Source organism: Geobacter sp. 60473 (genome assembly GCF_036323535.1).
In the GTDB taxonomy this organism is placed as follows: Bacteria; Desulfobacterota; Desulfuromonadia; order Geobacterales; family Geobacteraceae; genus Geobacter; species Geobacter sulfurreducens.
In genome coordinates this window covers 3668498-3687885 of record NZ_AP028967.1, presented here as the reverse complement: position 1 = coordinate 3687885, position 19388 = coordinate 3668498, and the positions used below count along the sequence as shown (strand labels likewise).

Annotated in this window: 19 protein-coding genes; 5 read left to right on the top strand and 14 right to left on the bottom strand. The window is 64.3% G+C overall.

Going from position 1 to position 19388, the window contains the following annotated elements:
- The first annotated feature begins 8 nt into the window (after positions 1 to 8).
- The gene (locus AABA48_RS16875) at positions 9 to 698 is read left to right on the top strand and encodes an outer membrane lipoprotein LolB (RefSeq protein ID WP_254278305.1); all 690 of its coding nucleotides are present in this window, start codon (positions 9 to 11) and stop codon (positions 696 to 698) included.
- Complete coding sequence (locus AABA48_RS16870) at positions 699 to 3248, top strand: efflux RND transporter permease subunit (protein WP_286351417.1); 2550 nt, start codon at positions 699 to 701, stop codon at positions 3246 to 3248.
- A gap of 51 nt (positions 3249 to 3299) precedes the next feature.
- On the opposite strand, the gene AABA48_RS16865 is transcribed toward AABA48_RS16870, so the two are convergent.
- The 7 genes from AABA48_RS16865 to AABA48_RS16835 all read right to left on the bottom strand — a co-directional run bounded on the left by AABA48_RS16865 (position 3300) and on the right by AABA48_RS16835 (position 9666).
- Positions 3300 to 3752, bottom strand: a complete 453-nt coding sequence (locus tag AABA48_RS16865) for a septal ring lytic transglycosylase RlpA family protein (RefSeq protein WP_286351416.1) — start codon at positions 3750 to 3752, stop codon at positions 3300 to 3302.
- Between the two features lie 102 nt (positions 3753 to 3854).
- Positions 3855 to 4691 (bottom strand): 1,4-dihydroxy-6-naphthoate synthase, encoded by an 837-nt coding sequence (locus tag AABA48_RS16860; RefSeq protein ID WP_286351415.1) that lies wholly within the window; start codon positions 4689 to 4691, stop codon positions 3855 to 3857.
- The gene (gene mqnB / locus AABA48_RS16855; RefSeq protein ID WP_286351414.1) at positions 4691 to 5422 is read right to left on the bottom strand and encodes a futalosine hydrolase; all 732 of its coding nucleotides are present in this window, start codon (positions 5420 to 5422) and stop codon (positions 4691 to 4693) included. The genes AABA48_RS16860 and mqnB overlap by 1 nt, the downstream gene beginning before the upstream one ends.
- 5 nt (positions 5423 to 5427) lie before the next feature.
- Complete coding sequence (locus AABA48_RS16850) at positions 5428 to 6837, bottom strand: sensor histidine kinase (protein ID WP_286351413.1); 1410 nt, start codon at positions 6835 to 6837, stop codon at positions 5428 to 5430.
- A 3-nt stretch (positions 6838 to 6840) separates the two neighbouring features.
- Positions 6841 to 7515 carry a response regulator gene (locus tag AABA48_RS16845; protein WP_286351412.1) on the bottom strand — a complete coding sequence of 225 codons (675 nt, stop codon included), beginning with the start codon at positions 7513 to 7515 and terminating at the stop codon, positions 6841 to 6843.
- A gap of 47 nt (positions 7516 to 7562) precedes the next feature.
- Positions 7563 to 8372 carry a pyruvate, water dikinase regulatory protein gene (locus AABA48_RS16840; protein WP_338270732.1) on the bottom strand — a complete coding sequence of 270 codons (810 nt, stop codon included), beginning with the start codon at positions 8370 to 8372 and terminating at the stop codon, positions 7563 to 7565.
- Between the two features lie 130 nt (positions 8373 to 8502).
- Positions 8503 to 9666, bottom strand: coding sequence for a M20 family metallopeptidase (locus tag AABA48_RS16835; RefSeq protein WP_286351410.1), 1164 nt, complete (start codon positions 9664 to 9666; stop codon positions 8503 to 8505).
- Between the two features lie 142 nt (positions 9667 to 9808).
- Here AABA48_RS16835 and prmA point away from each other — a divergent pair, with 142 nt between their 5' ends.
- The 3 genes from prmA to AABA48_RS16820 are packed head-to-tail and all read left to right on the top strand — an operon-like array spanning position 9809 to position 12258.
- Entirely contained in the window at positions 9809 to 10708 is a 900-nt protein-coding gene (gene prmA, locus AABA48_RS16830; protein ID WP_286351409.1) for a 50S ribosomal protein L11 methyltransferase, read from the top strand.
- Between the two features lie 2 nt (positions 10709 to 10710).
- Entirely contained in the window at positions 10711 to 11493 is a 783-nt protein-coding gene (locus tag AABA48_RS16825) for a 16S rRNA (uracil(1498)-N(3))-methyltransferase (protein WP_286351408.1), read from the top strand.
- Positions 11494 to 11532: 39 nt separating this feature from the next.
- Positions 11533 to 12258 (top strand): hypothetical protein, encoded by a 726-nt coding sequence (locus AABA48_RS16820; RefSeq protein WP_286351407.1) that lies wholly within the window; start codon positions 11533 to 11535, stop codon positions 12256 to 12258.
- A 149-nt stretch (positions 12259 to 12407) separates the two neighbouring features.
- On the opposite strand, the gene AABA48_RS16815 is transcribed toward AABA48_RS16820, so the two are convergent.
- The 7 genes from AABA48_RS16815 to AABA48_RS16785 form a co-directional block, all read right to left on the bottom strand.
- The gene (locus tag AABA48_RS16815) at positions 12408 to 13553 is read right to left on the bottom strand and encodes a ribonuclease D (RefSeq protein WP_286351406.1); all 1146 of its coding nucleotides are present in this window, start codon (positions 13551 to 13553) and stop codon (positions 12408 to 12410) included.
- A gap of 166 nt (positions 13554 to 13719) precedes the next feature.
- The gene (gene mqnC, locus AABA48_RS16810; protein WP_286351405.1) at positions 13720 to 14784 is read right to left on the bottom strand and encodes a cyclic dehypoxanthinyl futalosine synthase; all 1065 of its coding nucleotides are present in this window, start codon (positions 14782 to 14784) and stop codon (positions 13720 to 13722) included.
- Complete coding sequence (gene mqnE / locus AABA48_RS16805) at positions 14784 to 15869, bottom strand: aminofutalosine synthase MqnE (protein ID WP_286351404.1); 1086 nt, start codon at positions 15867 to 15869, stop codon at positions 14784 to 14786. Before mqnE ends, mqnC begins: the two co-directional genes overlap by 1 nt.
- 4 nt (positions 15870 to 15873) lie before the next feature.
- Complete coding sequence (locus tag AABA48_RS16800) at positions 15874 to 16497, bottom strand: UbiX family flavin prenyltransferase (protein WP_286351403.1); 624 nt, start codon at positions 16495 to 16497, stop codon at positions 15874 to 15876.
- Positions 16494 to 17390, bottom strand: coding sequence for a 4-hydroxybenzoate octaprenyltransferase (locus AABA48_RS16795; RefSeq protein ID WP_286352493.1), 897 nt, complete (start codon positions 17388 to 17390; stop codon positions 16494 to 16496). Before AABA48_RS16795 ends, AABA48_RS16800 begins: the two co-directional genes overlap by 4 nt.
- Positions 17390 to 17920: a hypothetical protein gene (locus AABA48_RS16790; RefSeq protein WP_286351402.1), complete on the bottom strand. Its 531-nt coding sequence runs from the start codon at positions 17918 to 17920 to the stop codon at positions 17390 to 17392. The genes AABA48_RS16795 and AABA48_RS16790 overlap by 1 nt, the downstream gene beginning before the upstream one ends.
- Positions 17920 to 19335: a UbiD family decarboxylase gene (locus AABA48_RS16785; RefSeq protein ID WP_286351401.1), complete on the bottom strand. Its 1416-nt coding sequence runs from the start codon at positions 19333 to 19335 to the stop codon at positions 17920 to 17922. Before AABA48_RS16785 ends, AABA48_RS16790 begins: the two co-directional genes overlap by 1 nt.
- Between the last annotated feature and the right edge of the window lie 53 nt (positions 19336 to 19388).

The window sequence follows — 19388 nt, the reverse complement described above, 5'->3', positions numbered from 1 at the left end:
CTGCCGCCATGAGACGACTCGCCCTGTTCCTCGTCCTTGCCGTCGCCCTTGCGGCCGGTTGTGCCACGGTGCCGCAGCCCCAGGTGCCTCTCGAACCGGGGGCCAGGGTGGAAACCCTGGCCGCCACGGTCTCACTTTCGGTTAAAACGCCCGACGGGAACACCGGCGGCAACGGCTATCTCCTCTATCGCCGTCCCGACCGCTTCCACATGGTCATGCTCACCCCCTTCGGCACCACGGCCCTGGAATTTTTCGCCGCCGGCGAGCGGATCACCATCCTGCTCCCCTCCAAAGGGCAGGCCTACGTGGGAACCTTCGCCGACCTGCCGGCCAAGGGAGGGCTCCAGGGGTGGCGTATGATGCAGTGGGTGGTGGAAGGTTCTCCCCTCTACCGCCCCGAGGCGGCCGGGCGGACCGAAGAGCAGACGGACGACGGCGGCGTCACCCTCGCCACCTATGGCCCCGAAGGACTCCTGGAGCGCAAGCAGTCGGCACGCGGAGAGGTGATTTACCGGAACTACCGCTCCCTGGAGGGGGTGCCGTTTCCTGCCCTGATCGAGTTCAGCGATAGCCACGGCGTGCGGGTGAAGATATCCTTCGATGACCCGGAGGTGAACACTCCCCTTGACGATGCCGCGCTCACCCCGTCCCTGGAGGGGGTGACGGTCATGCCGCTGGCGGGCCTGAAGGGGCTCTAGATGCGGCGCATCGTCGCATTTGTTCATTCTGCCGTCGGCCGGCACCTGGCATGGCTCTTCAGGGTCACCTGGCATCATCCCCGGGCGACCCTGGCCGGCTCACTTCTGGCCCTCTGCCTGGCAATCGCATCTATCGCCGGACTCCGCTTCGAATCGGACATATTCAAACTCTTCCCCACCGACCGGGGGGCCCTTCGCCTCTTCCTGGACACCCTTGAGTGGACCGGCAGCGCCGGCGAGGCGTACCTCCTCCTGGAAGGAAACCGGGAACGGCTCCCCGCCGAGGCAGAAGCCCTGGCCGCACGGCTTCGCGCCCTGCGGGTGGACGGCGAACCCGCCCTTCGCTCGGTCTCCTACCGGGTGGTGGAACCCGCTGATCTGCCTGATTTTGCAGCCTTTGTCGGGCGTGCTGTAACGCTGCCCCATCTCTTTCTCTCCCCCGATCAGGCGGACGAGTTCTCAAACCGTCTGGATGCTTCCCGCATGGATGCGGCATTGAGACGTGCTACGACAGAACTTGCCGCCGGAGGGGGGATGGGGAGCCGGGATCTGGTGGCCGCCGACCCCCTGGCCCTCCGCGAATTGATCCTGCCGCGTCTCCAGGCGGCGAGTCAGGCGCTGGACCTGGATCCCGAGTCCCCCTATTTTCTCTCCCGGGACGGACAGCTTCTCGTCATGATAGCAGAGCCGGCCCGGCCGGTTCAGGACATGGAATTCGCCCGCAAGCTCGTGGCAGGCATCAACGAGGCACGGGCCGCCGTGGGACCTGGGGTTTCGGTTTCCTGCGCCGGAGCCCATCTCTCGGCGGTCATTGATGAAGCGGTCATGAAGCGTAACATCCTCGCCTGCATCGCCTCATCCCTGGCGGTGGTTCTCGGGCTCTTCTTCGTGACCTACCGCCGGGTGCTTCCGACCCTTCTCATTCCCGTCATCATCGCCTTCGGCACGGTCATGGCCCTGGGCACGGCAGGGCTCCTTCTGCCGTCGGTCCACATCATATCCTTCGCTTTCACGGCACTCATCATCGGGCTCGGCACCGACTACTCCATTCACCTCTACGACCGCTACCGTATGGAACGGAGTGCGGGCCGCAGCACCGAAGAGTCACTGCGGCTCGCCGTGGTCGACACCGGCAACGGCGTCTTCACTGCCGCCACCACCACGGCATTCCCCTTCCTGGCCCTGGTGATTTCAGACGTGCGGGCGCTCTCCGAGCTGGGACTCCTGGTGGGGCTGGGTGTCCTCTACTCCCTCTATGCCACCTTCTTTTTCCTGCCGCCGCTTCTCATCTTTGCCGAGCGGCGAGCTCCCGACGCACTCCACTACCCCCTCCCGAGCCTGGGGCTGGCCCGCCTCTGGCGCCTGACCCAGCAAGGGCCCCGAACCATCGCGTTCATTTCCCTGGCCGCCGTTGCCGGACTGACCCTGGCGGCCTTTTCCATCTCCTTCGAAGGGGACCTGAAGAACCTGCAGCCGCAGCACTCGGAAGCGTTCCTGACCCAGGAACGGATCGAGCGGCACCTGAGCATTTCCCCGCGCCAGATGGTGGTCGCGGTGGAAGGGAGCGATCTTTCCGACGTGATGCGACAGGGCGGAGAGGTTGCGGCTCTGGCCGAGGAGTACCGGCAACGCCGGGAAGTGGTGGCAATAACCTGGCTCGGCAGCATCATGAACGGTACAGGGGAACAGCAGCGGGTGCTGGAACGGCTCCGGAAACGGCCGGCAGTGCGGGAGGCGGGCAGAGAATTGGGACTTTCGCTTGAACGGACAGGCTTCGACGCGGCCATGTTCCCCGAAGCCGTCTCCGGCCTTGACCGGCTCTCCTCGGCCGGGCCGGTTCCAACTGCAGAAGCGGTGGCACTTCTCAGGGGATCTCCCCTCGGCAGCATGGTGGATCGGTTCCTGGTGGAGCGAAACGGACGCTGGCACCTTCTCCTCACCCTCCACTATCGGGGCGATGCCTTTCCCCAGGAGCGCTTCCTGGCCCAGCTGGAAGCCGTGGCCCCCGGCGCGCGGGCCACGGGTCCCGACCTCATAAGCCGCCAGCTGGCAGAATCGGTTCGGGGGAGCTTTCTGGAGGGGTTCGCCATCGGCGGAGTCCTGATCATCTTTCTCCTGGTGGTCCACTTCGAATCCTTGGCCGGCATCGCAGCATCGCTCCTGCCGGTCGTTGCAGGGGTGGTCTCCATGCTCGGTCTCATGGCCGTCACCGGCATGAAGATAAACTTCATGAACGCCATGGTCCTGGTCACCATCCTCGGCATGGGAAGCGACTATGGGCTCCACGTCTACCACCGGCTGCGCGAGGGAGATGGCGGAGAAGCAGGCGACCGCTATGTCCAGGCGGGCCGGGCGGTACTCCTTTCCGCCCTCACCACCGTGGCCGGGTTCGGCTCGCTGGCCTTCACCGACTATGGTGCCATGTCGTCCATCGGTTGGGCCACCAACTTCGGCATCGGCGCCACGGCCTTCTTCGGCCTGGTGGCTCTTCCCGCTTTCCTGGCGCTTCGGCGCAGCCGTAAACCGGCCGGCCTCCCCGCAAAAGAATAGGGCCGACATCGCTGCCGGCCCTATCCCCTGTTTCGCCCAAAATGTGTTGTTTCAGGATGCGGTTTCGTCGAGGGTGATGATTCGCACCTGCGTCACCCCTTTGCCGAGGAATCCAAGCCTCCTGGCCGCTTCCCGGGAGAGGTCGATGAAATGGTTCACCCTCTTCCGGCAGCGATCGGTTATGGTGACCGTCACCTCACGGTCGTTGGTCAGGTTCACCACTTTGACCTTGGTACCGAGAGGGAGGGTGGGGTGTGCGGCGGTAAGCTTCTTCGGATCGTACCGCTTCCCCGATGTCGTTCTTCTTCCGTGATAACGCTTGGCGTAGTACGAAGCGGTCCCCGTGACCCCTTCGTCGGCCTCGGCCGCAACTGCGGCCTCTTTGTCGGATGTTTCCCGTGCTGCGATTTCCTCTGCTTGCAAGGACAGTGTCTGGATCTGGAAGAACGCCTGGCAGAGAATGATCAGGATGGCCAGACGCCCTTTCCGGAGTGCAGATACCATAGGCACCTCCTTCTGGGCGAGGCACTCCTATAGCACAACCAAGGGGACGAGGTCAAGCCAAAAGAAGGGCTGATCCGCGTAATACCTTTTAAATTCAACCAGTTATAAAGAGGAAAACAGAAACGCGTCCGACAAAGGGATCACCCCCGCAGCCTCGGCCCGGGACAGGAGTTCAATCACGGCTGCCTCCCCCTCGGGCCCCAGTTGAAGGGAAAAATCATTCACATAGAGGTCGATGTGGGCGGCGCAGACTTCGTCGCTCATCTCCTGGGAATGGGCTCGAATGTAAGCCTTCGCCTCGCCGGGGTTTGCTTGGGCAAACGCCACGCTCGACCGTAGCGCCTGCTCCACGGCGATGATGGTATCCACGCCCAGGTCGCGGCGGGCAACGATCCCTCCCAGGGGGATGGGGCAGCCGGTTTCTCCCTCCCACCACTCCCCCAGGTCCAGAAGCTGGGTGAGGCCATAGTCGCGGAAGGTAAAGCGCGATTCGTGAATGATGACCCCCGCAGCCACCTCGCCCCGCGCCACGGCCCCCATGATCTCGTGGAACGGCATGTACACGAGGGTGTCGATGGCGGGGTCCGCAAGGCGCAGCAACAGCGCAGCCGTGGTGAAACGCCCCGGCACGGCCACGGGCTTTCCCCTCAGGTCGGCAAGGGTCGACGCACCCCGCGCCACCACCAGGGGACCGCAACCGCGCCCCAGCGCCCCTCCCGAGCGGAGAAGACAGTAACGGTCGCGCAGATAGCCGAGGGCATGGTAGGAAACCTTGCAGATGTCCAGAGCTCCCGCCAGGGCAAGACCGTTCAGAGTTTCCACGTCTTCGAGCCTCTCCCGGAAGGCAAGTCCGCTGGTCGGCACGCGTCCATGGATCAGGCCATAGAAGATAAACGTATCGTTGGGACAGGGCGAAAAGCCGAGCGAGAGCGCGTCCATCACTGCTCCTCCCCGCAGGTTTCGAGATATTTGATAATGAAACGCTGGGCCTTTTCCACGGCCAGGGGCAGGTTCCAGCGGGAAAGATCACGGTCTTCCACCATGTTGCTGACCCCCCGGACCTCCAGACAGTCGACGCCGTAGTCCAGGGAGACCTGGGCCACGGCTGCCCCTTCCATGTTTTCGCAGATTGCGTCGAAACGGCTGGCAAGTTCGTCACCACGGGACGTGACGCCGCTGCAGGTCGAGACGGTGACGAACTTCCCCCGGCGGAGCGGAACGCCGAGGGCCGTGGCCAGCTGGACCGCCTGCTCGGCAGGATGGAGAGGGAGTGGGAACTCATTGAAGTAGCGCACCCCTTTACGTTCCAAGGCGGGGATGCCGATAAGATCGAGGCCTTCCCATCCTTGCGGGGTGAGGACCCCCTCATCGCCGGAAATTTCGGCTGAGGCAACGGCCAAGTCGCCGACCCGGAGGCCACTCGCGGTGTACGCGCCGGCGCAGCCGGTATTGATCACCAGGCGGGGGATGAAGTTCTCGAACAGCGCGGCAAGGGCAGCCGCGGTATTGACTTTGCCGATGCCGGTCACGGCCAGGACCACCGGCAGCACCCCCACCTTGCCAAGCCAACTGGGACGGCGACCGAGCCCCCCCCGTTCCCGGGCGCCGAGGCTTCGGATCAGCAGAGTCAGCTCCTGCCGGGTTGCGGCAACAACAAGGATCGGTTCCACGGGGGTCACCCTGCGACGACCCGCGGCAGCAGGACTGTGAAGATGCTCCCCTTGCCCGCTTCGCTCACCACCTCAATGCGTCCGCCGTGAGCCTCCACGAACGTCTTGACCAGGGAGAGTCCCAAGCCGCAACCGCCGTCGGCCCGGTTGCGGGCCTTGTCGACCCGGTAGAACCGCTCGAAGATGTGCGGCAGATCTTCGGGAGGAATCCCCGGGCCGCTGTCGATGATCGCTACGCGGGCGCTGTCACCGGTCGTATCAACCACCACGGAGATCTCCCCCTCCGCAGGGGTATATTTGACGGCGTTGTCCAGCAGGTTCATGAAAACCTGGCGCAGCCGAAGCCAGTCGCCGAGAATGGTAACCGGCTCCTGCCCCTCGAAGGCGATGCGGAGATTCTTGTCCGGTGCGATGAGACGCGACTGCTGAACCAGTTCGGCAAGGAGGTCGCTCAGATCCAGATCGGCGAGCTCCAGCTTGACCCCCCCCTCAACCCGGGAGAGCTCCAGGAGCGTCTCGATGATTTTGGACATCCGGTTGATCTCTTCAAGGTTGCTGCGAAGAAGCTCGCGAAACTCCTCCGGCTCCTTGGCCCACTTGAGCCCCACTTCGGCTTCGCCGCGCAGGATGGTAAGAGGAGTCCTCAGTTCATGGGAGACGTCGCCGGTGAATTGCCTGATCCGGTTGAAGGCGTTTTCCAGGCGTTCCAGGGTATCGTTGAACGTGGTGGCGAGCCGGCCGATCTCGTCCTGGGGATTGACGACCTCCAGGCGCAGTCCCAGGTTTTCCGCAGTAATCTTGCGGGCGCTGCGGGTTATCAGGTCAACCGGCTTCAGCGCCCTGCCTGCCAGGAACCATCCGCCCAAGCTCCACAGGATGAGAGCCAGGGGAATGGAAACGGCAAAGACCAGCTGGACCTTTTCAAGGGTCTCAGCCGGCCCCCGCATGGACGTGCCGACCAGAACGATCTGGTCGAGCCGCCCGTCGGTCATGATAGGGTACACGATGGTGCGGACCGGATACACGTCCAGATTGACCCTGGTCTCATAGGAAACCTTGCCGGCCTGAACGCGACGCAACGCAGTCTTGCCCAGAGGAATGCGCAGTTCCTCCATGCTCTTGGACGAGGCGGCAACCGCGCCGGAGCCGTCGAGCACCTGCACGTGCTTGCCCGTCAGGCGCGTGCCGATGAAGTCTTCGAGCACCTGGTCAAAGACCGACGGCGCGGCATGGCGGAAAGGTTCCAGAGTAGGGCTTGCCACGGCCTCGGCCACGGTCAGCAGTTCACGATCAATCTCCTTGTTGAGCTGATTGCTCAGAACCAGGTAGATGAAGGAGCTGAACAGGACCAGAATGACCGCGAGCGTCACCGCATACCAAAGGGTGAGCGAAAAGCGGATTGACCTGAAAAACAACGATCAATCCTCCTCCTTCAGGATATAGCCCACGCCGCGGACGGTGTGGATGAGCTTCTTATCGGACTCCCGGTCGATCTTCTTGCGCAGGTAGTTGACATAGACGTCAATGATATTGGTGAAGCTGTCAAAGGTGTAGTCCCACACGTGCTCGGCGATCATGGTGCGGGTAAGGACCTGGTTGGGGTTCCGCATGAAGTACTCGAGCAGCGAATACTCCTTGGCGGTGAGGTCGATCTCCTTGTCCTTGCGCCAAACCTTGTGGGTCACCGGGTCGAGCCGCAGGTCGGCAAAACGGATCTCTGCCCCGCGATCCTGCTCGCTGCGGCGCACCAGGGCCCGGACCCGGGCCAGAAGCTCGGCAAAGGCGAAGGGTTTGGTCAGGTAGTCGTCGGAACCCGAATCGAGACCGGCCACGATGTCCTCCACCGAGTCCTTGGCCGTCAGCATCAGAACAGGTGTGCTGTTCTTGCGCTCCCGCAGTTCGCGTACCACGCTGAGACCATCCTTTTTGGGAAGCATCACGTCGAGAACGATCAGTTCGTAGCCCTTGTCCAGGGCCATCTTGAGCCCTTCCTCGCCGTTGAATGCGGCGTCGACCTCGTACTTCTCCTCCTCGAGCCCCCGCTTGATGAAGCTGGACACCTTCTTCTCATCTTCGACCACGAGAACCTTCATTGAGCGCTCCTTTCTTAACTCCGTCTCCGCTCATCGGGACGGGTTCTTCAACCAGCGAGTTTTTGTATGATCTCGGCCGCGGACTCCTCCACCGACTTCTTCGTCACATCAATGACCAGCCACTGGGGATTGCGTCGGTAGAGCCTGCGGCAGAATTCCAGCTCCTCTTCGATCTGCTCGTAATCGGCATAGCTCCCTTTGGGCATCTGCCCCAGGTTCCTCAGGCGGGCGGTGCGGATCTGCACGAGCCGCTCGGCATCGATGATCAGGCCCACCACCCGTTTCTGGTCCACCTTGTAGAGCTCCGGCGGCGGATCGATCCCCTTCACGATGGGAACGTTGGCCACCTTGTACCCCTTGTGAGCCAGGTACATGGAGAGGGGCGTCTTGGACGAGCGCGACACCCCCACCAGGATGAAATCCGCCTTTGCCAGCCCCCGCGGGTCCTGGCCGTCATCGTGTTTCACGGTGAAATCGACGGCATCCACCCGTTTATGGTATTCGGAGTTGATCTGGTGGAGGAGCCCCGGCTCCTTCTGAGGCGCTTCGCCGAAGAAATCCGACAGCTTGAACAGGAGCGGGCTGATGAGGTCGATTGCCTCCAGCCCGTGGGCTTCGGCCTCGTCCCGCAGCAGTTGGGCCAATTCCGTGTCGACCAGGGTGTAGACCACCATTCCCGGCTCGCGCAGCACCTCCTCCAGCGCCCAGATCACATCCTCGCGGCTCCTGATCCGCGTCACCCGGTGGAAGCGCGCCTCCACGTCCCGGAACTGGGAAAGGGCGGCGCGCACGACCCGCTCCACGGTTTCACCCGTGGCATCAGACAGCAGATAAATGTGTTTGATGCTCCTCTTCATATCAGTCCCGGCCCCGGCTCGAACGATTTTTCATTAAGGTATATCATCTTTTTTTCGCAAGGCAAAAAAATGACCATTACCTGAGGCTTTTTCCCCTCAGGCGCGAGCGAATGAGGAGTTTGCAGGAGTCTCAGCGGCGAAACTCCCGAAGAATCTCTTCCCGCAGCTCCGGGCGAGCGATCAGTTCGGCAGCGGTCAGGGCCAGGGCGGTGGCCCCTTCCACGACGGCGGCTTTCCCCTGGGCCGAGACCGTGGCCCGGGCAAAGGCGTCACTGTGGATATTGATCCCGTCCCCGATGGGGACGTGGGGATGGATGGTCGGCATGATCTGGGAGACGTTGCCGATATCCGACGACCCCTTGTTCCGGTCGGGCCTGCTCTCGGAAAGCTCCAGCCCCAGATATGCCAACTGTTCGGCATAGAGATCCGAAAAACGGCAATTCACCTTGAGGGGGGCCATGACTCGCGGGTCTTCCTCGATCTCCAGCCTGCAGCCGGTGGCGGTGGCGGCACCCCGGGCACAGGCGACGACCCGCTCCCTGACCCGCTCCAGTTCCGCCATGTCGTCGGCCCGCACGTAGAAAAACGCCGATGCCCTCTCGGGGATGATGTTCGGCGCGACGCCCCCTTCGGGGATGATACCGTGGACCCGCACGTCCTGCCGGAGCTGCTGACGCAACGCATTGACCGAGTTGAAGGTCTGGATTACACCGTCCAGGGCATTGATCCCCTCTTCGGGATAGGCGGCGGCGTGGGCCGGTTTCCCCAGGAAGACGAACCGGATCTTGGCAAGTCCGAGGTAGTGCTTGACGACGTATCGCCGGGACGAGGGGTGCACCATCATGGCGAACTCCACATCGTCGAAGATCCCGTGCCGGATCATCTCAACCTTGCCGACCCCGATCTCCTCCGCCGGCGTGCCCAGGACCACGAGACGCGCCGCGTCGGCGGGAAGCACGCGGCGCAGGGCGATGGCGGCGCCCAGGGCCGCCGCCGCGATCACGTTGTGACCGCAGGCGTGGCCAAGCCCGGGCAGGGCGTCCATCTCGGCGATAATGCCGACGACCGGTCCCCTCTCACCGGAATCGGCCCGGAATGCCGTGGGGAGCCCCGCCACCCCGCGGGCCACCCGGAACCCCTCGGCTTCGAGACAATCGGCCAGCAGGGCCGCGCTTCGCACCTCGTTGAGCCCGGTCTCGGGATTGTGAAACAACTCCTCCGACACACGGATAAAATCGTCGCGCCGTGCGTCGACAAAGGCGACCAGTTCCTTTTTGATCCGCTCCAAGTCCATGGAAACCACCGAATCTATTTTAATGAGAATTAGAACCCAGACCGGACTGTTTGTCAAGGTTTTTATTGTCATAATCTTTTAGTTTTGCTACCTTAGCACACCCTGCCGCCCCCGGCAGACTCAAACTTACCGAGGTACAGGCATGGATAAACAATGGGCCGAAATTTGTTGCCAGGTCCCGGCCGGACTGGTCGATCTGCTGGCCGATTTTCTCGTGGAACTCTCCGGCAATGGCGTCAGCATCGACAACCGGACACTTGACACCTTCACCCTGGACGGCATCGAGGAACCGGACACCGCCACCGTTCGGGCCTACTTCGATCCGGCAGCGGACATGGCAGGGCAGCTCGCCCAGATCGAGCGGTTTCTTGGTGACAACGCAGCCGCATTCGGCGACGCCCCCATCCCCGCCCCCACCGTCACCCTCATCCGCGACGAAGACTGGGCCACCGGCTGGCGCCAGCACTTCGTCCCCACCCGCATCGGCCGTCATCTGGTCATCAAGCCAACGTGGGAACCGTTTGCCCCCGAACCGGGAGACCAGGTCATCGAACTGGACCCCGGCATGGCCTTCGGCACCGGCACGCACCCCACCACGCGACTCTGCCTGGAGGCATTGGAAACGCTCGGGAGCCCCGACAGGGTACTCGACGTGGGAACCGGCTCGGGCATCCTGGCCATCGCGGCCGTCCGGCTGGGGGCCCGACAGGTGATCGGCACCGATATCGACCCGGACGCCGTGATCGTGGCCGGGGAGAACTGCGCGCTCAACGGCGTTGAGGTGGAACTGGTCACCACCCCCCTGGCCCTGATTCCGGGACGCTTCGATGTGGTGCTGGCCAACATTCTGGCCGAAGACCTGGTCCGCATGGCCGGGGACCTGGCCGCAAAGGTCGCGGCGGGCGGGCACCTGATCCTCTCGGGCATCCTCACGGAGCGGGAAGCCTTCGTCGTCGAGGGATTCGGCCGGAGCGGCCTCGCGCTGGCGGCAACCTCCCGGGAAGGGGAATGGAGTTGTCTCGTATACCGGAACGAGGGATGAGCATGCGCCGGTTTATCGTCACGGACCTTGATCTGTCGGGTAAAAACGTGGTTGTGCGGGGGGACCTTTTTCGTCACATGGCCCGGTCGCTTCGTCTAAAAATTGACACCGAGGTCATTCTCGCGGACGGGAAAGAGGCCGAGTGCACGGGAGTGATCACGGCCATGGAACGGGACAGCCTGACGGTGACCATCAGCGAGCGGCGGCAGATCAGGGGGGATGGAGACGGTCTCCGGCTCACCCTCTGCCAGGGTCTGCCCAAAGGCGACAAAATGGAACTCATCTTGCAGAAATCCACTGAACTCGGCGTATCCGAAGTGGTTCCCTTCCTGGCCGAGCGCTCGATCCCCCGCATTTCGCCGGAGCGGGAGCAGGAGCGGTTGCGGCGCTGGCAACGGGTGGCCGAAGAAGCAGCCCGCCAGGCGGGATGTCCGGCGGTACCCCGGGTACAACTGGCGCGGGGGCTGGCCGAGGCGGTTCGGGGAACGGACCACGACCTGAAGCTTCTGCTCTGGGAGGACGAACGGACCACGACCCTCGCCGGAGTCCTGGCCGCAGCGCAGACACCGAAACGCATCGCCGTAGTGGTGGGCCCCGAGGGGGGATTCACGGCGGCCGAGGCAGCCGAGGCCCGGGAGGCGGGATTCGTTCCCGTCACCCTCGGCCATCGGATTCTCAGGACCGAAACCGCCGGCATCGCCCTGGTGGCGATACTGCAATACCTGTACGGAGACCTGGGCAGCGGGCCGCATCCCCGCCCCGCCCCGGCGCAACCGATACCATAGCGGCCAGCATCGAAGCCGGCCGCACAAGGAGTTCCCACGATGAAATGTCCCAAGTGCGGCTACAACAGCTTCGAATTCCTCGATAACTGCAAGAAGTGCAGCCACGACCTCTCCGCCTTCAAGCAGACCCACGGTATCCGGGCCGTGGTGCTCCCCCTGGCGGGACTGACCGCAGCGGCACCGGTCGCCGCCGTTGCGGCGCCGTCTGCAGCAACCGCTGCGAATGCGGAAGAACGCTTCACCTGGGAAGCCCCTGTGGCGCCGGAGTCTTTCAAGCCGGGGGACGACATCTTCTCCGACCTGGACCTGGGGCTTTCGCCGTCACCGGCGCCGGCTGAGCCGGCAGCCGCAGGGCTTGACCTGGGCGACTTCTCCTTCGACGACACCCCTGCGGCATCCGCCGTACCCGCTCCCTCAACCACTGATGCCGACGCCGGCACCGATGACTTCGCCACGCTCCTGGAAACCGGCGACAACAGCGAGATAACGGCAGCCGCGCCCGGAGCCGCGCAGGTACCGGAAATGGAAAGCCCCTGGGAGGTGCCGACTGACAGCTTCGGCGGGTTCGGAGATACGCCCGCGCCCGCGGCAGAACCGGCTGCATCCGGCGACTTTGACCTGGAAAGCTTCAGTTGGGACGATAAGGAGACGAAAACGGAGACGCCGCCCGCCGCCCCCAAGGGGCCGGAGGCGGGAGTTGAAAGTTTTCCGGGGACCGATTTTGACTCCCTCTTCGGCGATGCCGGAGAGGATGAGAAGAAGTAGACATTTGTTCGTAGCGGGCTGCAGGGCCAGCCCGTGCCCGGCAGCGGGCAGCCCTGGCGCGACTGAGCAACAGGGCTACTTCGGGCATGGTACGATTGAAGCTTCGCCGCAAAGCCGCCGGAGCGACAGAGTTTGTTTGCGATGTGCCGTCAGCGCCTCGGGCTCACGGCGGACAGGATCTGTTCGCCGAACTCGCTGCGCTGCCAGCAGCGCATGGGGGGCAGGGCCTCCAGATCCCCCATGGTGCGGGGAGCATTGACAGCCACCAGTTCCAGCAGTGCATTGTTGGCGATGTACCCCGGCTCGATGCCGAGCCGTCCCGCCTGTTCGGCCCGCCACTCCTTGAGCCGCTTCAGCCGATCTTCTTCCCCCCGCTCCATTTTGCGGCGCTCCTCCCGGGGATACGCCGGCAACTGCTGCGCCGGTACCGCGCACCCCCGTTCGACGGCACGCAGAATCCCTTCGCCGTGGCGGGCCGCGACCTTGTCCGTAAGACCGGTGATTCCCTGCAGCTCCTCCGGGAGGCGAGGACGCCGCTCAGCCAGTTCACGCACGGTATCGGTCCCCAGTACCTTGAACGGCGGCACATCCACCTGGCGGGCCCGTCCGTCACGGAATGCCAGAAGTTCTTCCAGGACCGCCAGGGTCCGGCCATCCATCCGGGATGCCCCCTTGAACCGGAGAAAGAACGGCTCGTCGCCCCGCTCCGCCACCCGCACCCGCGACAGCAGCTCGCACTCTTCCTCCACCCAGCCGCGTCGCCCCTTTGCCTCCAGATCGGTCGCCAGTTGCCGGCACAGCTCGATCAGGAGCGTCGTGTCCTTCACGGCATACTCAATCATCCCTGGTGTGAGAGGGCGCCTGCTCCAGTCGGCCCGCTGGTACTGCTTGTCCAACTCCACGCCGAATCGCTTGCGCAGCTGGGCGGCCAGGCCGAACTCCCGCTCGCCCAACAGCTGACAGGCAATCATGGTGTCGAAGAGATTGTTCACCTCCATGCCGAAATCCCGGTGGAGGGAGCGGATGTCGTAGTCGGCCCCGTGGAAGACCTTGCGGATGGCGGCGTTAGCAAAGAGCGGCGCCAGCGGGGAGATATCCGGGGCTGCCAGGGGGTCGACGATGGCGGCGTAGCCGGGCACCGCGAACTGGATCAGGCAGACCTTCTCCTGATAGTGGTGCATGGAATCGGCTTCCAGATCGCACGCCACGATGGGCTCGCGCCCGAGGCGGTCGGCAAGACGGCGCACTCCGTCAACGGTGGTGATGATCTCGGGTGAAACGGGTAGCAGAGGCAAGGAAAACTCCAGTCATGGGATTAAACTGCTGCAATAACGCAGGGCAACAGAGGGTTCAGCGCGGCGGAAAAATTCTGCCTTATGCCATCAAGAGGAGAAGTTGAACTTGAACGGAGACTCTTCCAGGTTTTGCTCTGTTGTTCTGAGTTTCAACTGTTTATTCAGGTCAATACTCGCGGACTATCGAATAGAGCGTCGTCCGCTGGGCGGCCCGGAACCCGGCCTCACGGATGAGCTCCACCATCTCCTCGCGGCTCATGCGGAAGGTGCAGCCGGCCGCGGCCACCACGTTCTCCTCCAGCATGGTCCCGCCCAGGTCGTTGGCGCCGAAGAAGAGCGACACCTGGGCCATGGCTGCGCCCTGGGTCACCCAGCTGGCCTGGATGCTGGGAATGTTGTCGAGGACGATCCGCGACAGGGCCAGGACCTTCAGGTACTCCACGCCGGTGGCCCCCGTGCCGCCGAGCTCGGTGTTGCCCGGCTGGTAGGTCCAGGGGATGAAGGCGGTGAAGGACCCTCCGGCGGCCTGGAGCTCCCGGACGCGGAAGAGGTGCTCCACGATGTCCTCGGGGGTCTCGCGGCTGCCGAACATCATGGTGGCCGTGGTGGCCATCCCTTGGCGGGCAGCCTCTCTCATGACCGCGGCCCACCCCTCCCAGCCGATCTTGCGGGGCGAGATTTCCTGCCGCACGCTGTCCACCAGGATCTCGGCGCCGCCGCCGGGAATGGAGTCGAGCCCCGCCTCCCGAAGCCGGCGCACCGTCTCCGGGATGGTGAGCTTCGAGACCGTGGCGATCTGAGTGATCTCCGCCGGCGAGAGTGAATGGTTCTGTACCTGCGGAAAGCGGGCCTTGATCCCCCGGAAAAGGTCCTCGAACCAGTCGATCCCCAACTGGGGATGGAGCCCCCCCTGCATGAGGAGCTGGGTCCCGCCGTGGTCCACCAGCTCGGCGATCTTGGCGAAGATGGCCTCCTCGGCAAGCAGATAGGCGTCGGGAGCTCCCTCGTCGCGGTAGAACGCGCAAAATTTGCACTTGGACTCGCAGACATTGGTGTAGTTGACGTTGCGGTCCACCACGAAGGTAACCAGATTCTCCGGATGCATCCTCCGGCGGACCGCGTCGGCGAGCCGGCCCAGGGCGAGGAGATCCCCATCCGTCAGGAGGCTGAGCGCTTCGGCCCGCGTGAGGAGTTCCCCGGCGGTTGCTTTTTCCATGGCACGTATCGGCATCAGTACACCCGCAGTTCGTTGTACAGCGTATCCCGCTCTACCGGCACCCGGCCGGCCGTGCGGATCAGGGAGACGATTTCGTCGCGCCCCATGGTCTGGGGGGAAGCGGCGCCGGCATCATGGCCGATCTTCTCCTCCACCACCGTGCCGTCCAGATCGTTTACCCCGAAGGCCAGGGAGGTCTGGGCGATCTTTACCCCGAGCATGACCCAGTAGGCCTTGATATTGGCGAAATTGTCCAGGTAGATGCGGGCCACGGCCAGGGTGAGCAGGGCATCGACCCCTCCGGGCCCGGGGCGTTTCAGGTGCCCCAAGGGATTGTTCTCCTTCTGGAAAGCCAGGGGAATGAAGACCTGGAAGCCGCCGGTGCGGTCCTGGAGCTCACGCAGGCGGCGCATGTGGTCCACGCGGTCCGCGTAGCTCTCGATGTGGCCATAGAGCATAGTGGCATTGGATTTGAGCCCGGCCCGGTGGACCTCCTCCATAATGGCCAGCCACTTGTCGCCGGAAATCTTCTCGGGACAGAGCCGGTTGCGCACGGCCGGGGCGAAGATTTCCGCCCCGCCGCCGGGGAGCGAGCCGAGTCCCGCCTCCTTCAGCACTGTCAGGGTTTCGGCCGTCGAAAGGCCGGCGAGCCGCGACAGGTACTCGATCTCAACCGCGGTAAAGGCCTTCACGTGGAGATCCGGGGAGACCTCCTTCACGGTCCGGAGCATGGCGAGATAGAAGTCGAAGGGAAGATCGGGGTGGAGGCCGCCCACGATGTGAATCTCGGTGGCTCCCTGGGCATGGGCCTCGGCAGCGCGGTTGCGGATCTCCTCCAGGTCGTAGAGGTATGCCCCCGGCTCATCGGCGGCGCGGTAGAAGGCACAGAAGGAGCAGCGGTTGACGCAGATGTTCGTGTGGTTGATGTGCCGGTTCACGTTGAAGAAGACCCGGTCGCCGTTGCGGCGGCGGTTCACGGCCGCGGCCAGTTCTCCCACGGCCAGGGGGTCGCGGCTCTCGAAGAGGAACAGGGCCTCCTCGTCGCTGATCCGTTCGCCGCCATGGACCCTGTCGCTAAGTGTCGCCAATGAAATGCTCATCCCATCACTCCTCCACCCGGGAGGCGTTACCCCACCGGGTGAACAGCTCATGGGGAATCTGAAGTGCGTCCAGCACCTTGCCCACCACGAAACCGACCAGGTCGTCCAGGGTGCGCGGTCCGTGGTAGAAACCGGGCATGGCCGGCACGATCCGCACCCCGAGCCGCGCCAGTTTCAGCATATTTTCCAGGTGGATGGCCGACAAGGGGGTCTCCCGCGGCACCAGCACCAGGGGTCTCCCCTCCTTGAGGGTCACGTCGGCACACCGCTCGGTCAGGGTGCTTGAAAGGCCCGTCGCGATCCGGGCCAGGCTCCCCATGGAGCAGGGGCAGACGACCATGGCGTCGGGCGCACGGGAACCGCTCGCCACCGGAGCCATGAGATCGTCCTCCGCATGGTAGGCGAGCATCCCCGGGGCGGGCCGGAAGTACTCCTCCAGGGCGCCGAGGGTCTCATGGGGCCACCCCCCCCAGTCGAAGCCGCACTCTTCCCGGATGACGGTAAAACCCGGCCGGCTGATCAGGAGAGTGAGCCGACAGCCCGCAGCCAGAAGCTCACGACCCAGGCGAAGCCCGTACACTGCGCCGGATGCGCCGGTGATGGCCAAGACCACGTGCCGCCCGCTCATGCTCCACCCCGTCCCGCCAGTACATCGGCCAGGGTTGCCACGAACAGCGTGATGCTGATGTAGCCGTTCATGGTGAAAAAGGCTGCATCGAGCTTGGTCAGGTCGCCGTGGCGCAGGAGCCAGTGCTCATAGCCGAGCATGGCGATGGTGGCGGCCAGGCCGGCCAGGAACCAGGGGCCGAGCCCCGCGCTCAGGTAGAGCCCGGCCAGGAGCCCCAGCATGACCAGATGAAAGACCCGGGCTGCCCATAGTGAACCGTTTACCCCGAGCCGGACCGGGATGGAATGGAGCCCGCTGGCGCGGTCAAAGTCCAGATCCTGGAGGGCATAGAGGATATCGAACCCGGCCACCCAGAAGAGGACCGCGAGCCCCAGCAGGATCGCCGGCACCTCCACCGTGCCCCTGATGGCGATCCAGGCACCCAGCGGCGCAGCTGCCAGGCAGATGCCGAGCACCACGTGGGCCAGGGAGGTGAACCGCTTGCAGTACGAATAGAGCCACAGAAAGAAAAGGGCCACGGGCGAAAGATAGAGGCAGAGCGGATTGAGCTGCCAGGCAGCGTAGAGCATGAGCAGAATGGAGAGCACGATGAAAAGGATCACCGTGCCCGTGCCGATGAGCCCTGCCGGGATGGCGCGGCTCGCGGTGCGGGGGTTCCGGGCGTCGATCTCGGCGTCGATCAGGCGGTTCATGCCCATGGCGGCGGTCCGCGCCCCCACCATAGCCATCAGAATCCAGAACACCTGGTGCGCCGACGGCATGCCGTCGGCCGCCAGCACCGCGCCGGTAAAGGCGAACGGCAGGGCGAACACCGTGTGGGAAAACTTGATCATCTCCAGAAATACTCTGATCTTGGCAAACATACCCTTCTCCAGCCCTTCCTCGCTCACCATCATCGTTCTCCCTGCCGCAGAGCGGCCTCCAGCATCCCTCTCACCCGCGCCAGTTCGCGATCCACCGCCTTCAGGTCGAACATGCCGGGATACTGCTCGTAGGGGTAGCGCTTGGTAAACGAACGGACCGCGCCCCCCTCATCATAGACGTAGCTGGAACGGATTTCCAGGCCGGTGGATTCCATGAGGATCTCGGCCCCCTCTTCGCCGCCGTTCACGGTAATCATCAACCGGTGAAAGTAGAGGCGCCCCCCGACCGGCTGGGAAATTCCCCCGGCCCGGGTCGAAAAGTGGCGGTATCCGCAGGTGATGACGCCCCCCTCGCCGTTGTCCCGCCTCTCGTCCCGCTCCACGGCGTATCCGTCCTGGACGAGAACATCCCGCACCCGATCAAAGACATCGGCAGCCGAACGGGCCGTGACGGCCCGCTGAACCGGCAACGCAGCCGGCTCGAGCCGCAAGTGATAGCATCCCGCCGCCAGGGCCAGAAAGAGGCATACGAGTATTCCCCAGCCAAGCCGGAACATCATCAGAATCCGTATTCCCTCCAACGCGAGTCCACACGCCGGGCCGTCTCCCGGTCCGGCACGAGTTCTTCTGCTCCGTAGCGGCGGGCAGCGGATCGGGTGGCGTCGATGGCCAGCCGCGAACCGAGGCCGGGCCAGGCGGCTGCGGCGTCACGCTCGGCAATGATCAGATCGGTCCGCCAGTCCACCGCGTTCATGGCCCGCCAAGCCACCTCGGCGGGATCATCGACCCGCGTCCCCTCGTCCACCGCCACCAGAAGCCTGCCGGCCCCGGCAAGCCCCGAACTCCAAAGTTCCGTGACGATCCGGCGGACCCGGGAGGAAGAGCATTCCCGCAGCGAAAGAACAGCGCCTCCGTTGAATATCCATTCCAGCGGATAGTTGATGTCGACGATCTCGGGCCAACGCATCCTGAGCACCGGCAGCAGGAGCCGCTCCGCCGCCTTGGCCAGATAGCAGTCCTCCATGGGGGGCCGGCCCACCACCGTGGCCGGGCAGAGGCAATCGGCGCGGCGCGTTATGCAGGTGAGCCGCATGAGGGGCACCGGCGCCGCCGGGGCGTAAAAGCCGGTATGGTTGCCGAAGGCGCCGTCCATGACCGTCTCGCCGGGCTCCACATAACCTTCCAGGACCAGTTCCGCCCCGGCTGGGACCAGCAGGTCGCTGGTCCGGCAGCGCGCCAGCTCCAGGGGGCGCCCCCGGAGAAAACCGGCAAAGAGCATTTCGTCGAACCCCTCGGGAAGGGGAAGGATCGCCGCCAGGATTGCCGCCGGATCGCCGCCGATGGCCACGGCCACGGGCATCCGCTCCCCGCGCTCCCGATGGCGCCGACAGTGGAGCTCGCCCCCCTTCCCCGCATACCACCGGATGCCGGCGCTGGCTCCATCCACCACCCGCACGCGGTACATGCCGCAGTTGGGAGTGTTCGTCTCCGGGTCACGGGTAACAACAAGGGGAAGAGTGATGAAGCGGCCACCGTCGCCGGGCCAGGAGTGCGGAAACGGGTAGCGCAGGAGGTCCGGCGTCTCCACCACCTCCTGGCAGGGCGCCTTCTCCACGATCATGGGGGCAAAGCGCCGCATCTCGGCCAGGGAGGCCATCGCCTCCAGGGGGGATGCCGTTTTCGCGGGGGGCACGGCGGCGAGGAGCGACTCCATCCGCGCCGTCAAGTCGTCGAGGGTTGCCGCGCCAAGGGCGGCTGCCACCCGTCCGGCCGAGCCGAAGACGTTGGTGACCAGTGGGAAGCGGGAGCCCTTCACGCGCTCGAAAAGAAGCCCCTTCCCCCCGCCCGGCAGCTTGCTCACCCGGTCGGTGATGGCGGCCACCTCAAGCACCGGGTCGACTTCAGCCGCCACCCGATGAAGGTCACCGAGCCGTTCCAACTCGGCAAGAAAATCGTGAAGATCACCGTTAGCCATGGAGTTCAGACAGAACCGTGCGAAATGACGCCAAATAAAATCTTGTAGCATTT